General features: G+C 51.6%; 12 protein-coding genes and 1 tRNA gene. 1 reads left to right on the top strand and 12 read right to left on the bottom strand.

The window, feature by feature from the left end:
- Nucleotides 1-77 precede the first annotated feature (77 nt).
- From NQ534_RS14765 to NQ534_RS14740, 6 genes are all read right to left on the bottom strand, one after another.
- The gene (locus NQ534_RS14765; RefSeq protein ID WP_006861556.1) at nucleotides 78-3,530 is read right to left on the bottom strand and encodes a DNA polymerase III subunit alpha; all 3,453 of its coding nucleotides are present in this window, start codon (nucleotides 3,528-3,530) and stop codon (nucleotides 78-80) included.
- A 278-nt stretch (nucleotides 3,531-3,808) separates the two neighbouring features.
- A complete protein-coding gene (locus NQ534_RS14760; protein ID WP_006861554.1) occupies nucleotides 3,809-4,042 on the bottom strand; it encodes a hypothetical protein in 234 nt (77 codons plus the stop codon).
- A 157-nt stretch (nucleotides 4,043-4,199) separates the two neighbouring features.
- Complete coding sequence (locus NQ534_RS14755) at nucleotides 4,200-4,574, bottom strand: RidA family protein (protein WP_006861553.1); 375 nt, start codon at nucleotides 4,572-4,574, stop codon at nucleotides 4,200-4,202.
- Between the two features lie 93 nt (nucleotides 4,575-4,667).
- Nucleotides 4,668-5,504 carry a CvfB family protein gene (locus NQ534_RS14750; RefSeq protein ID WP_040782862.1) on the bottom strand — a complete coding sequence of 279 codons (837 nt, stop codon included), beginning with the start codon at nucleotides 5,502-5,504 and terminating at the stop codon, nucleotides 4,668-4,670.
- A gap of 48 nt (nucleotides 5,505-5,552) precedes the next feature.
- Nucleotides 5,553-6,260 carry an acyl-[acyl-carrier-protein] thioesterase gene (locus tag NQ534_RS14745; RefSeq protein ID WP_040782949.1) on the bottom strand — a complete coding sequence of 236 codons (708 nt, stop codon included), beginning with the start codon at nucleotides 6,258-6,260 and terminating at the stop codon, nucleotides 5,553-5,555.
- A gap of 77 nt (nucleotides 6,261-6,337) precedes the next feature.
- Nucleotides 6,338-6,409, bottom strand: a tRNA-Gln gene (locus NQ534_RS14740).
- Nucleotides 6,410-6,738: 329 nt separating this feature from the next.
- Between NQ534_RS14740 and NQ534_RS14735 the strand changes: the two genes are divergently transcribed.
- Nucleotides 6,739-8,193 carry a nicotinate phosphoribosyltransferase gene (locus NQ534_RS14735; RefSeq protein ID WP_040782860.1) on the top strand — a complete coding sequence of 485 codons (1,455 nt, stop codon included), beginning with the start codon at nucleotides 6,739-6,741 and terminating at the stop codon, nucleotides 8,191-8,193.
- A 113-nt stretch (nucleotides 8,194-8,306) separates the two neighbouring features.
- On the opposite strand, the gene spoVT is transcribed toward NQ534_RS14735, so the two are convergent.
- The 6 genes from spoVT to NQ534_RS14705 form a co-directional block, all read right to left on the bottom strand.
- Nucleotides 8,307-8,852 carry a stage V sporulation protein T gene (spoVT, locus tag NQ534_RS14730; RefSeq protein ID WP_040782947.1) on the bottom strand — a complete coding sequence of 182 codons (546 nt, stop codon included), beginning with the start codon at nucleotides 8,850-8,852 and terminating at the stop codon, nucleotides 8,307-8,309.
- Nucleotides 8,853-8,953: 101 nt separating this feature from the next.
- Nucleotides 8,954-9,361, bottom strand: a complete 408-nt coding sequence (locus tag NQ534_RS14725; protein WP_040782858.1) for a hypothetical protein — start codon at nucleotides 9,359-9,361, stop codon at nucleotides 8,954-8,956.
- A gap of 11 nt (nucleotides 9,362-9,372) precedes the next feature.
- Entirely contained in the window at nucleotides 9,373-9,612 is a 240-nt protein-coding gene (locus tag NQ534_RS14720; protein ID WP_040782945.1) for a hypothetical protein, read from the bottom strand.
- A gap of 101 nt (nucleotides 9,613-9,713) precedes the next feature.
- Nucleotides 9,714-11,018, bottom strand: a complete 1,305-nt coding sequence (locus tag NQ534_RS14715) for a sensor histidine kinase (protein WP_006861545.1) — start codon at nucleotides 11,016-11,018, stop codon at nucleotides 9,714-9,716.
- Nucleotides 11,008-11,694, bottom strand: coding sequence for a response regulator transcription factor (locus tag NQ534_RS14710; protein WP_006861544.1), 687 nt, complete (start codon nucleotides 11,692-11,694; stop codon nucleotides 11,008-11,010). The genes NQ534_RS14715 and NQ534_RS14710 overlap by 11 nt, the downstream gene beginning before the upstream one ends.
- A 176-nt stretch (nucleotides 11,695-11,870) precedes the next feature.
- Nucleotides 11,871-13,118, bottom strand: a complete 1,248-nt coding sequence (locus NQ534_RS14705) for a hypothetical protein (RefSeq protein WP_006861542.1) — start codon at nucleotides 13,116-13,118, stop codon at nucleotides 11,871-11,873.
- Nucleotides 13,119-13,194 lie beyond the last annotated feature (76 nt).

Below are 13,194 nucleotides of genomic sequence, written 5' to 3'. Positions count from 1 at the left end.
GTTTACAGACACAATTTCAAATCCACTCCGGATGGGATTTCCCTCTGCCCATAGTGTAATGCATTTTGCGTGTATTTTCAAATAGTTTTTACGTTTTCACTGCCAAATTTCTCCGCCAGCGCCGCCAGCAGCTCCGCGTCGGCATTTACCGCCCAGTTTTCGGACAGCTTTTTCACGGAACGCGGGGAGCGGACATAAATTGCCACCCTGTCCCTGCCGTCCGAGCCGCGCAGGATCCGGTACATTTCCTGCTCGCCCGCCTGGTAGCTCGCCATGTCGGGGAACTGTATCCAGATTTCCTTTGTGATATCGGAAAACGATGTCATGCTCTCGCAAATCAGCTTGCTCGCCTTGTCGTCCTCCGCGGAAACTCTTCCGGTGATGAATACCTTTTCATCCGTGTTCAGAAGACTTCTGTTTTTCTCGTAATCACGCGGGAACACCACCACTTCCACCGTTCCCAGCAGATCTTCCAGCGTCAGAAACGCCATCGTCTTGTTGGTCTTTGTATATTTAATCGTTTTTGCAGTAATCATGCCGCCCACCGTCACGCGGCTCTGGTCCTGCACCAGCGGAATCCCGGTCTCCTCATCCGGCTGGAAATCGGTGGTAACATTCGTAATGCGCTTGCGCCAGAGCTCCTCGTAAGCCTCCAGCGGATGTCCGCTTACGTAAAAGCCGAGCACCTCCTTTTCATATGCCAGAAGCTGCTCCTTTTCGTATTCGCCCACATCCGGCATGGAGATTTCGTAATGCTTTTTTTCCTCCTCGCCCACAAAATCGAAAAGGCTCATCTGCCCGGCAAGCGATGTTTTCCGCTCCTGATTAACCGCGTCGCACACCTGCGAGTAGACCGTCATCATCTGCCGGCGTGTCGCGCCCAGGCTGTCGAGAGCGCCCGATTTGATAAAGCTCTCCAGCGTGCGCTTGTTGATATCCTTGCCGGACATACGCTCGACGAGATTTTTCAGCGAGGTATAGCGTCCGTTCTTTTCGCGCTCCTCCACGAGCGCGGCAATCACCGGTCTGCCAATGCTCTTGATGGCGGAAAGTCCATAGCGGATTTTGCCGTTTTCCACGGAAAAACCGCCCTCCCCGCAGTTGACATCCGGCGGCAGAATCTCGATGCCCATCTTGCGGCAGGTCATATGATACGCCGCCACCTTCGGCGGATTGTCGATTACGGACGTCATGAGAGACGCCATAAATTCCAGCGGATAGTAATATTTCAGCCACGCTGTCTGGTAAGAAACGACCGCGTAAGCCGCCGCATGGGATTTGTTGAAGGCGTATTTTGCAAAATCTATCATATCGTCGTAGATTTTATTCGCCACCTGCTCGGAAATCCCGTTTTTGATGCAGCCGGGCACGCCCTCCTCCTCATTTCCGTACACAAAGTTGCGGCGCTCCTTTTCCATAACAGATGCTTTCTTTTTCGACATGGCACGGCGCAGCAAATCGCTTCTTCCAAGCGTGTAGCCGCCGAGGTCGCGCACGATCTGCATAACCTGCTCCTGGTACACAATACAGCCGTAGGTCGGCTCCAGAATCGGCTTCAGCTGCGGGCAGTCGTAGGTGATGGTCTCCGGATGATTTTTCCCGCGGATGTACTGCGGAATGAAATCCATCGGTCCCGGACGGTAAAGCGAGATACCGGCAATCAGATCCTCCAGGCTCTGCGGCTTCAGCTCCTTCATGAAATTCTGCATCCCGGCGCTTTCAAGCTGGAATACGCCGTCCGTTTTTCCGGTACCGAGCGAATTCAGCACAGCTTTATCGTCGTAGTCGATTTTATCCATGTCCAGCAGCACTCCGGTGTCTTTTTGTACCAGCTTGACAGCGTCCTGTATCACCGTCAGCGTGCGCAGTCCGAGAAAGTCCATTTTCAGAAGCCCCAGCTCCTCCAGCGTCGTCATGGTAAACTGCGTGGTGATGGAACCGTCGCTTCCGCGGGAGAGCGGCACGTACTCGTCCGCCGCCTTCTGGCAGATAACAACGCCCGCCGCGTGCATGGAGGTGTGGCGCGGCAGCCCCTCCAGACGCTTTGCCATATCTATCAGCCGGTGCATCTGAGGATCTTCCTCGTAGATTTTGCGCAGCTCGCTGTTTTCCTGCAGCGCCTTATCCAGCGTGATGTTCAGCTCCTGCGGCACCATTTTCGCCACGGAATCCACCACCGAATAGGGGATGTCCATGACGCGCCCGACGTCGCGGATGACACCGCGCGCCGCCAGCGTACCGAAGGTAACAATCTGCACAACGCGGTCCTTGCCGTATTTGCGGACAACATAGTCAATGACCTCCTGCCGTCTCTCGAAACAGAAATCGATATCAATATCGGGCATGGAGACACGCTCCGGATTCAGAAAACGCTCAAACAGTAAGTTATATTTAATCGGGTCCAGCTTGGTGATACCCAGCGTGTAGGACACCAGACTGCCCGCCGCCGAGCCGCGCCCCGGACCAACGCTGATATCGTGGTCGCGCGCGTAGCGGATGAAATCCCATACAATCAGGAAATAGTCCACATAGCCCATCTTCTGAATGATGCCAAGCTCATAATTCAGCCGCTCTTTCAGCTCTTCTGCCTGCTCCGGCGGATACCGCAGCGCAAGCCCGTCGAAGCAGAGCTTGTTTAAATATTCCCAGGAGGTATACCCCTCCGGCACATCGAAGCGCGGCAGCTTTGTCACGCCGAATTCAATTTCCACATTGCAGCGGTCCGCGATTTTCTGCGTATTTTCCAGCGCCTGCAGCGCATACGGAAAGAGCTGCGCCATCTCCTCCGGCGATTTCACGTAATACTGACCGCCCTCGTAGCGCATACGGTCCTCGTCCTGCAGCTTTTTTCCGGTCTGGATGCAGAGCAGGATGTCGTGCGGCTCGGCATCGGACGCCAGCGTATAGTGCACGTCGTTCGTCGCCACCAGCTCTATGCCGGTCTCCGCGCTCATGCGCAGAAGCTGCTGGTTGACGATCTGCTGATTGGCGATGCCGTGGTCCTGCAGCTCCAGGAAGAAATTTCCTTTGCCAAAGATTTCCTGATACTCCAGCGCAACCTTTTTTCCTTCCTCGTATAATCCGCGCACCAGATAGCGCGGAATCTCTCCCGCCAGGCAGGCGCTGAGAGCGATAATTCCCTCGTGGTACTGCCGAAGCAGCTCCTTATCGACGCGCGGCTTGTAATAGTAGCCCTCCACAAAGCCCGCCGATACGATTTTAATCAGATTGGCATAGCCGGTATTGTTCTCCGCCAGCAGCACAAGATGGTAGTACCGGTCCTCGCCGCCGGTGTTTTCGCGGTCAAAACGGGAATTGGGCGCCACATATACCTCGCAGCCCAGAATCGGCTTAATCCCTTCCGCCCGCGCCGCCCGGTAAAAATCGATAACGCCGTACATCGCGCCGTGGTCGGTGATGGCGGCGCTGTTCATGCCCAGCTCCTTCACCCGCGCCACATATTCCTTTATTTTATTCGAACCGTCCAGGAGACTGTATTCCGTATGAACATGTAAATGCGTAAAATTCAAGTCTGTACCTCATTTCTTTTGTGTCCGCTGCCGGCAGACAGCCACAGGCAGACCGGGCTTCCCCGCTGTATCCGGGCATCCGTCACCGACAACTAAAAACGTCCGCCGGACGTTTTTGTCGCATGCATGGCAGCAAAAAAAAACGCCGTAAAATAATATACCCATAGTATACCATTTTATGGCGGTCTTTTCATCTCTTTTTTTAATTACCGTGCAAAAAGTACTTCACCCGCGTTACAGTAAACGGAGCAACCAGTACTTCCCCCACATGCGCTCTCTTAGCTGTTCATCATGTAGGAGATCAGTTTTTCGATGTCCTCCGGCTCATATGCCAGAATTTCCAGCTCCGGGATTTCTCCGTTTGAAAAAATGTTCGCCAGAGAAACATACTGGCAGAGCTTTGATTTGAGGTTCAGTCTGTCTCCCTCGCCTGTCACCAGTTCTACCTTTCCCTTGCAGCTGTCGATTACTTCAAAAAATCTATTAATATCTGTAATGTTCTGTACCTTCATGCGTTTACTCCTCCCTTTTTTGCCTGACAGCAGTTTCGCCGTGGCGCCCTGCTGCCTTTGTTCTGTTACAGCTCTATCATACCGCAGGAATGCCGCATTTACAAGTACCTCTGGCAGTTTCTCCCTTTTTCACAGGCAGTTTTGCCGGGATAAGCTTTTATTTCAGTGCTATTACCTCAATTTCCAGCAGAACATCTTTCGGAAGTCGTGCAACTTCCACACAGGAGCGCGCCGGATACGGCTTTGTAAAATACTCCGCATAAATTTCATTAATCTTTCCAAAGTCATTCATTTCTTTAATAAACACCGTGGTTTTCACCGCCTGTGCCATCGAAGTGCCTGCCGCCTCCAGCAGATTGGAAAGATTGGAGAACGCCTGTCTCGCCTGTGCCTCCACGCCTTCCGGGATTTCCCCGGTCGCCGGATTTACCGGAATCACTCCGGAGGTATAGACCATCCCGTTTACCTCGACTGCCTGCGAATACGGTCCAATTGCCGCCGGTGCCTTGTCTGTGCTGATTACCTGTTTCATCGCTTTTTCCTCCTCGTATTATTGGGGGATGCCCGTCAAATGAGCCTCCACCGTTTTTCAAAATCCGCTCATTTTAATAACTATTCAGTTATCTTATTTTATTTTGCGGATAGATTTCTCTGTGATTTCCACGCGTCCCTCTTTTAAAAGTCTGCCGACGCCGCGCTTGAACGCGTTTTTACTCAGTCCGAATTCACGCTTTATCACTTCCGGCGACGCTTTGTCATTAAACGGCAGTACGCCGTCATACCCTTCAATTATCTGCATAATATTTTCTGCATCCTCGTCCATCTGCAGGTATGCTTTTTCGCGGGCGGACAGACTCAGCTTTCCGTCTTCCTTTACCTCTGTCACTCGCGCCTGGATGGTATCGCCGATACGGAAATGTCCCGCCGCCTCTTTTCGCGGGATCAGACCGGAATAGCAGTTGTCCACCGCCACAAATACGCCAAATTCTTCACTTATCTGATAAATCGTCCCGGTGACATGGTCGTCCTTTTTATAGGGCGAATCCGTGCGAAGATACGGATAAACATTCATCGTGGCGCAGAGACGCCCGCTTTTATCAATGTACAGCGCCGCCAGACAGGACTGCCCCGCCTGTACCTTTGCCGTCTGCTCTCTGAACGGCAGCAGCAGGTCTTTCTCCAGCCCCCATTCAAGAAAAGCTCCGATGGATGCGACCTGCGCAACCTTCACAACGGCAACGCCGCCAAGCGTCATCGCCGGTTCCCTGCGCGTGGCAATCAGGCGGTCTTTGGAATCCTTATATAAAAAGACCTCCAGCGTATCGCCAGTCGCCGCTTCCTCCGGCACCTCTTTTTTCGGGAGCAGTACGCGCTCCTGCGGATTCTCTTTTTCTCCGAGATAAACTCCGAAATCGGTTTCTTTCAGAATTGTCAGTATCTGCTTTTTCCCCAGCTCCAGCATAATTTCCTCCCTCTTATGTCCGCTTATTGCTCCGGCGTTTTTCACTGGTTATTCCGAAAATTCTACGACGGCAAACGGCTTTTCATCACTTCCGCAAAGGCTGACCGTGCAGCGCTGCGGCTCTGTGCACACAAACGGCACAATCGTATCGTGCAGAACGGCGGCTTTGCGGTACTCCACGCGTATCTGCTTTACTTTAAAGCCCTCCGGCAGATATTCCTCCGCCATCAGTATATACTGCCCGTTGTTGACATGGTGATTGGTGTCCAGGTGACTGCGCATCACCAGAAAGCTGTCCCGCTCCGTGCTTTCCTCCGGAACCGGAATCTTGCGCGAAAACGGACCGAGCGGCAGCTCCTCTTCCAGCTCATATGCCTCCAGAACATCCCCGTCAATCCGGCACGGATGCCCGCTTTCCACATTTAAATAAATCCAGACGGATGCCGCTGCAGCCAGTGTATGTCCCTCCTGGTCCAGCATACGGAAGTTGCGGTTTCCCTGGAAGCCCTTAAAGCCATATGGCCAGGTCTCCGTCACAACCTCCTCCCCAAGCCGCGGCAGCCTGTCTATTACAATTTTCCAGGACGCCAGAAGCCATGCCCGCTGGCGCGCTCCCAGCGTGTCCAGCCCTATGCCGAGTGCCTCCGACTGGAAGGTGCTGCAGTCCTGGAAATAATTCACCAGACCGGGCAGCGTAAGCTTTTTGTCCTCGCCAATTTCGCTGTAGCGGATGCGGCTGCGGTATTGATATGCCATATAAATCATCCTTTCTGTAATAAGACAATCTTCTGTCAGACAAAAAAGGAGCTGCTTCAGCAACTCCTTCCTCTTAGCTGGGCTACAAGGATTCGAACCTTGAAATGACGGAGTCAGAGTCCGTTGCCTTACCGTTTGGCGATAGCCCAATGTCACAACACGATGTATTATAGAACAGGTTTGAAAAAAATGCAAGCCCTTTTTTGCATTTTTTTCAAATTTTTTCAAACATTTTTATCTTCAGATTCTTTTACTGCAGATTCCCGGCAAAAACCATATAGATTAGCAATAACACATTTCAAAGTACCGCGCAAGAGTAAACTTTCATAATCCGGAGCGCAGGGGACTCCATTCCCGCCGCAAATTTTTTCAATTTACATACCGCATCTTCCCGAACTGTGCTATAATGGACGAAATAAGCCGCATATTTCTCACTCACACGGCAAATATACTATGTAAAAGGACAGGAGAAACAATCATGAGCACAATGAATATCAGTCTTCTGACTGACCTCTATGAACTGACCATGATGCAGGGCTACTTTAAGAGCCGCACAAACGAAACGGTAGTTTTTGATATGTTTTACCGTCACAATCCCAGCGACGGCGGCTACGCAATCGCGGCCGGGCTGGAGCAGGTAATCGAATACATCAAGAATCTCCGCTTCTCGGCAGAGGACATTGCATATCTGGAGGGGCTGCATATTTTTGATGCAGATTTTCTCGACTATCTCAGCACCTTCCGGTTCAGCGGCGATATCTATGCCATTCCGGAGGGCACCGTTGTTTTCCCGCGCGAGCCGCTTATTAAAGTTATCGCGCCGATTATGGAAGCGCAGCTCGTGGAGACCGCCATTCTGACGATTATCAACCACCAGTGTCTGATTGCCACAAAGGCTTCCCGCGTTGTTTACGCCGCGCAGGGAGACGGCATTATGGAGTTCGGGCTTCGCCGCGCGCAGGGACCGGATGCCGGTGTGTACGGTGCGCGCGCCGCAATGATTGGCGGCTGTATCGGAACCTCCAACGTGCTTGCCGGACAGCTTTTCGATGTTCCGGTGAAGGGCACGCACGCACATAGCTGGATTATGAGCTTCCCGGACGAATATACTGCTTTTAAAACCTACGCGGACCTCTATCCGAATGCCTGCTGCCTGCTGGTAGATACCTACGATACCTTAAAATCCGGCGTTCCGAATGCAATCCGTGTCTTTACGGAAATGCGCGATTCCGGTCTTGAGATGAAAAATTACGGCATCCGTCTGGACAGCGGCGACCTCGCATACCTTTCGAAGAAGGCGCGCCGGATGCTGGATGCCGCCGGATTTACTGACGCCTACATTTCCGCTTCCAGCGACCTGGATGAATATCTGATCGACAGTCTGAAAGCGCAGGGCTGCCGCATCACCTCCTGGGGCGTCGGCACAAACCTGATCACCTCCAAGGACTGCCCGTCCTTCGGCGGCGTGTACAAGCTGGCTGCTATCCAGGACGAAAACGGTAATTTTCTTCCGAAGATCAAGCTTTCGGACAACACGGAGAAAATCACCAATCCGGGCAACAAGACCATTTACCGCATCTACGAAAAGGATGCCCACAAGGTGAAAGCGGACCTCATCTCTCTTGCAGACGAAACCTTTGACGAATCCGAAGACCTTGTCATTTTCGACCCGGCGGAGACCTGGAAGCACACCCGGCTGAAAGCGGGCACCTACACTATGCGTGAGCTGCTGGTACCGGTATTTAAAAACGGCGAGTGTGTCTATACCTCGCCCAGCGTCATGGAAATCCGTGATATCTGCACCAGAGAGCTGGATACCCTCTGGGACGAGACGCGGCGTCTTGTCAACCCGCACGAGATGTATGTCGACCTCTCCGACAAGCTGTATGAAATGAAGAAAAATCTGCTCAGTGAAATGAGCAGGGATATGTAAAGCAGCAGGGGCGATAATCGTTTCAGCCGCTGATCCGGGCGGATATTTTAAGCGCCCGATTCAAATGCACATTTAACCGGCTCCGGGATAAAAGTTTCCCGGAGCCGCTTATTTTATGCTTCCATCTGTTTTCCCATAAAATTTGCCGCGCATTTTGCCACCACCTGCTCAGTTTCCCCCATCGTGACCTTATCGCTTCTTCCCACCATCACGACGGCGCCGATGGCGTCTCCCTCGCAGATAATCGGGCTGATGACCTGCGGTCGCTTTTCCTCGCTGCTGTCGAAGATTTCAATGTACTCCCTGTCTGACATATTGTAAAGCACATTTTCGCGCTCCCCGATAAGGCTCTCCAGCGACCCGCTGATGGGGCGCCCCACGTACTCGCGCTTTAAGCCCCCTGCCGCGGCAATTATCTGGTCCTTGTCGGTAATGCAGATGCTGTGACCGGTCGTCTGCGCCAGTGACTCGGCATATTCCTTGGCAAAGCTGCCCAGCTCCCCGATTGGGGAATATTTCTTCAGTATGATTTCTCCTTCCCGGTCGGTAAAAATTTCCAGCGGGTCGGATTCCCTTATTCTTAACGTTTTTCTGATTTCCTTCGGAATGACCACCCTTCCGAGGTCGTCAATCCTGCGGACAATTCCTGTAGCTTTCATATAAAATTCCTCCATTTGCAGTACATTTCCCTTGCTTGAAATAGTATCTGTAAACGGAGGATTTTTATACCTCATCTTCCAGGTTGTTTTCCGTTCAAATTTCAATTGATTGGTCTCATCGTATTGCGTATTCCGTTTTCTGGTAAATCAGATAATGCGATTCTATCGTATGCGCCATTTTTTGAATCTTCCGGATGTGGCTCCAAACCAATGATGGTAATTTCCTGCTGGTTCGGACCATATACCCAGTACATTCGTCTAGCTCCGCTGTTCTTATTTTCCAAATAGGACTGCCAGACCTTTACTCCATATCGCTTAGATAATGGTGGAATCTCATGCGTCTGTAATCCCGGATAAAACGGATCAGCGGACAGTTTCTTTAACGCGTTACCCCATTTCTTATAAAGTTCTTCATCCTTTTTCTTAATTGTTCCATTCCGGTGCTTCGTCTGCAGCTCTGTCCAGAGTGCCAGCATCTCCGGAATACCCATTCTGATTGTAAACCCCATACTTGACCTCATTAGAAATCTGAAAGATCAACTGCTTCCGATACATCGCCTTTTCTGAAGTTAGCAATCGCCCTGTCCATAACGCTCAGAGTTTTTGCAGAGACAGACTCCGGAACGGTCAGCTCTCTTGGCTCCAGAATAATACAGCCATTCTTGTACTCTTTTACATTATAATACTGATATGCCGCGCCACGAAGTGTTACACGCTTCTTGCTGTCAATATGGACCGTATAATCTTTTACTGCTTCCATCATCGTCACCTCCTATTGATTGCAGTGGGATTTCCCACCCATCATTATAATATGCTTTTTCATAGTTTTTGTCAACTTCCATCCGGCCATTCGCAAAAATTTTATAGCTCCATCCAGAACAGTACGCCCTTTTCGCAGTTTTCGGCTCCGCAGCGGCCGCCATGCTGCTCGACAATTTTTTTCACCATGTAAAGTCCGAGCCCGGCATTGCTGAGGCCGTTATTTTTTTCCGGATTTTCACGTCCACTCTTATAGAAGCTCTGCCAGATACGCTGCAAATCCTCCGGCGGAATCTGCGGTCCCTCGTTGTAGATTTCGATGCGTGCCGCGTCATCCCGCCGTAAAAGCCGGATGCGCATACATTTTCCCTGCGCGGTGTGCTGGAATGCGTTCATCATATAATTATTGACCGCCTGCTCCAGATACATACGGTTCGCGCGGACAATGCAGTCTTTTTCCAGCGAGCTCTGCAGCTTTATCCTGTTCTTTTTAAAAAGCGCATCGTATTTCAGGACCATGTATTCCATCATATCGGAAAGATTGACCTCGCTCATTTCCATCTTTTCCATGTGATGGTCCATAATCGTGATGTCCAGAAGATTGCCCACCAGCTCCGTCATTTTGTCGATTTCTTCCCGGATAGAAGAAAAATAATAATCCCGGTCAATCTCGGAGCCCATATACTGCAGCATTTCCACCTGTCCGGAAATCACTGCCAGCGGCGTTTTCAGCTCGTGGGAAATATTCGCCACAAATTCCTTCTCCGCCTCGTCAATGCTGTGCTGCACTCCGGCGTTATTTCCATCCTGCTCCCCGGCAGCATTCTGCGGCGTCTCCCCCGCATCCGCAAAAGCCAGGCGCCGTCCCCGTTTTTCCAGAAACAGGTACCACACGCCGGCAAGCAGCAGAACCGCAAGGATCAGATACCCGGTCGTGTAGCCGATAATCTCATGCGCCTGGTGGATTTCGCAGCGGATGAATACATAATACTGCTTTCCCTGCGATTCCAGCAGCGCCCGCAGGCGGATAACACAGAAGGAGCCATACTCCCGGACGGACAGCGCCGGTTCCGGTCCATATTCCTCAATGTGTGATTTCACGTACCGCTCAATCTGCTGCTCCGGCGGCTGGCTTTTATTTGTATAGACAAGCGCAAAATCTTCATCCGTAATCAGAAATTCCAGCTTATCCGCATAAAAGCTCTGCAGAATCTCCGTCTCCTCCTCGTCCATCACCGCCAGATTCATCGCGCTGACCTCTTTATACGCACGCTTCAGCACCTGCATTTTCATGCGGGTATAGATGGGATACGCCAGAAACGCATAAAGCAGTATAACCAGCAGTGCCGAAATCAGCAGCAAAAACGCCGGATTTTTCCGCAGTTTTTGTTCTTCGCTATTCCTCATAATTTCCTTCCCCAAATAAATAGCCGACTCCATAAACCGATTTGATATACGTACATTCTTCTGTCAGTTTTTTGCGGAGCTGCTTTACCAGCGTGTCCACCGTGCGGATATCGCCCACATAGTCGTAGCCCCAGACCGCGTCGAGAATATTGTTGCGCGCCAGCACGATTCCGCTGTTTTCTATAAAATATACAAGAAGCTCATACTCCTTGCGGGTCGTCTCGATATATTTATCCTTCCAGTAAACCTTCTTTGCGTCAAGGTTTACGCTGATATCCTGGTATTCCAGAATATTCGCAAGCTTTCCGGCGCGCTTCAGAACCGCCTCTATGTGCAGCCTGACCAGCTCCAGCGTATAAGGCTTTGTAATATAATCATCCGCGCCCTTCTCAAACCCGCTCATCTGGTCCTCCACCGACGACCGCGCTGTAAGCATAATCACCGGGATGTTGGAGGTTTTGCGGATTTCCTTCAAAACCTCATAGCCGCTGATATCCGGCATCATGATATCCAGCAGGATCAGATCCAGTGTTTTGCGCTCCTTATAAAAGGTGGCGAGCGCCTCCCTGCCGTTTGCCGCGCAGCAGACATCATAGCCCTGGAACTTCAGAAAGTCCCCCATCGTCCTTGCCAGCTTTTCCTCATCCTCCACAATCAAAATCCTGTTCTTCTTCATGCCCTTCCTCTCCCGCTCTTTCTCTCATACCGGAAAACTGTGAAAAATCCTGCCCTGCAAATGTATAGCAACCCAAAAACGTCCACCGGACATTTTTGTCGTATATATAAAACAAAAGGGATGATGCCGAAGCACCATCCCCACACATTCTGCCTTTATTACTGCCCGGATTCGCCTCAGGCGTCTTCTGATTCTGTCTCTGTTTCTGTCTCCGCAGATGTCTCCGCTTCCGTTTCTGTTTCGGATGCTTCCTCCGTGGTTTCCGCTTCGGAAGCTTCTGCCTCTGTCGTATCAGCTTCGGTGGTTTCTGCCTCCGTCGTCTCTGCTTCCGTGGTATCCGCTTCCGTTACCTCCGTCGCGTTTTCCGTGCTGCCTGCCTCTGTCGCTTCCGTCTCCGCCTCCGGAGAATTGAAGCCTACGTTAAAGGTAATTTTATCCCAGAGCTCCTCATCTACCTCATAAACCTCCGGCTCCCAGCCATCCAGCGTGGTAGTAAGCAGCTCGTCCTCGCGCTCGGTAATGATTTCTTCTTTGCGGTGTTCCGTCTCATGCTCATCAAACGTGGATACCATGTAAACAACATACCAGCCGTTTCCGCTGCTCATTTCCACCGGCTCCGCGCAGATCTCGCCGTCTGAGAGCGCATCCGCCGCTTCCTTCAGCGCATCGTTCAAGGTAGTGTCATCGTCTCCGTAGGAGGCGGAAACAACATTCTTCTCCTCGTCCACCGCAGCCACGGCATCCTCCAGCGTTTCTCCGCCGTTTACCGCATCAATGACATCCTGCGCCTGCTGCTTTACAGCTTCCTTCTCTTCGTCTGTCGGCTCTACCGTATTGCCATCCTCGTCCGTTGTCGATGCGGCAGTAAAGCTTACGTACTGAATTGATTTCTGCGCCGCCTCTTCATCAGTCACATTCGTGTCAACACCGGCTTTCACCGCTGCCTCCACTTTCTCACGCACCGTGCGCAGCGTCAGCATCCGGTCCACGGTCTCCTCGTCGGCGTACATCGCCTTCAGCGTCTTATCGTCGTTTGCATCAAGGAACGCCTGCACAGCTTCGTCAATCGACGCCTCCTCTTCCGCGGTCAGTTCAACATCATAATCGGACATATGCTGCTCCATCAGCACCATTTCCTTAATATCGTCCAGAACCTGCTCCTTCATGGTCGTGCCATAAGCCTCGCCCGTTCCGAAAAGGTCCTGCTCCCACATGTTGCCGTCCCCGAAAAGACCGCCCAGATACATTTCCGTATTTGCCTGATTGTAGCGCAGCCAGAATGCCGCCTCGCCAAGCGTTACCTTTGTATCGTCCACTGTCATCAGCACATCACTTTTATTCACAGAAGAACAACCGGTCAGTGCCGTCATCGCCAGTCCGGCGCAAATCCCCGCTGTAATCCATCTTTTTCCAGGCTTCATCATAAATATTCTCCTCGCTTTACCTTCATTATAAAAATGCCGCAGCAAATGCTCCAGCTATGATGCCTGCATAGTTTCC

The sequence above is a fragment of the Marvinbryantia formatexigens DSM 14469 genome (assembly GCF_025148285.1).
Lineage (GTDB): Bacteria > Bacillota > Clostridia > Lachnospirales > Lachnospiraceae > Marvinbryantia > Marvinbryantia formatexigens.
The sequence above is the reverse complement of the archived record's forward strand: the minus strand, read 5'-3'. Positions and strand labels throughout refer to the sequence as shown.

Coding starts and splice junctions, on each gene's coding strand:
- NQ534_RS14755 (WP_006861553.1), bottom strand. CDS start 4,574: ATGAAACAGGTAATCAGCACAGACAAGGCACCGGCGGCAATTGGACCG.
- spoVT (WP_040782947.1), bottom strand. CDS start 8,852: ATGAAAGCTACAGGAATTGTCCGCAGGATTGACGACCTCGGAAGGGTG.
- NQ534_RS14760 (WP_006861554.1), bottom strand. CDS start 4,042: ATGAAGGTACAGAACATTACAGATATTAATAGATTTTTTGAAGTAATC.
- NQ534_RS14720 (WP_040782945.1), bottom strand. CDS start 9,612: ATGGAAGCAGTAAAAGATTATACGGTCCATATTGACAGCAAGAAGCGT.
- NQ534_RS14715 (WP_006861545.1), bottom strand. CDS start 11,018: ATGAGGAATAGCGAAGAACAAAAACTGCGGAAAAATCCGGCGTTTTTG.
- NQ534_RS14750 (WP_040782862.1), bottom strand. CDS start 5,504: ATGCTGGAGCTGGGGAAAAAGCAGATACTGACAATTCTGAAAGAAACC.
- NQ534_RS14725 (WP_040782858.1), bottom strand. CDS start 9,361: ATGGGGTTTACAATCAGAATGGGTATTCCGGAGATGCTGGCACTCTGG.
- NQ534_RS14745 (WP_040782949.1), bottom strand. CDS start 6,260: ATGGCATATCAATACCGCAGCCGCATCCGCTACAGCGAAATTGGCGAG.
- NQ534_RS14735 (WP_040782860.1), top strand. CDS start 6,739: ATGAGCACAATGAATATCAGTCTTCTGACTGACCTCTATGAACTGACC.
- NQ534_RS14710 (WP_006861544.1), bottom strand. CDS start 11,694: ATGAAGAAGAACAGGATTTTGATTGTGGAGGATGAGGAAAAGCTGGCA.
- NQ534_RS14705 (WP_006861542.1), bottom strand. CDS start 13,118: ATGATGAAGCCTGGAAAAAGATGGATTACAGCGGGGATTTGCGCCGGA.